The organism is Stenotrophomonas sp. P5_A8 (genome assembly GCF_056400545.1).
In genome coordinates, this window is sequence record NZ_JBFULB010000635.1 from 1 (window position 1) to 720 (window position 720).

Below are 720 nucleotides of genomic sequence, written 5' to 3' on the forward strand. Positions count from 1 at the left end.
GATCGTGGTCAACAGCCTCAAGTCCGACACCATGGACCCGGCCGACACCCAGTACCTGGCCCAGCTCGTGGCCAACCAGACCGGCATGAGCCAGGCTGAAGCGCAGGCCCGCGTGACCGACATGCAGACCCGTCTGCGCGCCACGCTGGACAAGGCCAAGGCCGACGCGAAGCAGGCCGCCGATGATGCCCGCAAGGCGACCGCGTATGCCGCGCTGTGGCTGTTCATCACGCTGCTGATCGGTGCCTTCAGCGCCAGCCTGTTTGCCACCTGGGGCGGTCGCCGTCGCGACCTGTAAGCCCCCAACGTTCAACGAGGAGAATTCACCATGAAGTATCTGCTGCTGTGGTTCCTGGGCATTCCGATCCCGATCCTGCTGCTGATCGCGCTGCTGCGCTGACGTAGCGCGCGCCGGATAACGGGTATCGACCGACGGTCGATACCCGCCGGGCAAGAAGTACCGCCGGGCCGCCATCGTGCGGCCCGGTGTCGTTTCAAACAGGCGAATAGAAGGTGCTTCCCCCCTCTGAGGGGAGCGTCTTGTTGCAAGCGCCGGTGCAGAGTGAGAACAGCGCTACGCGCTTGGACGGGGATTACCGGCGACGTGTGGATCGGGCTTTGTCTTCGCCCAGGTCTGTCGCGCGCGTGTGGGCCCCGTAGCGGCCGGTAGGCYCCTGGCGCAAATGTCCCCCGGCCGCTGGGCGGCCTCCTCCTTTATTT

At 65.6% G+C, this 720-nt stretch carries 1 pseudogene; it reads left to right on the forward strand.

The features are described 5' to 3' along the window. Positions 1-298: pseudogene (locus AC1DQP_RS21195) on the forward strand (hypothetical protein); the annotation flags it as partial. Positions 299-720 lie beyond the last annotated feature (422 nt).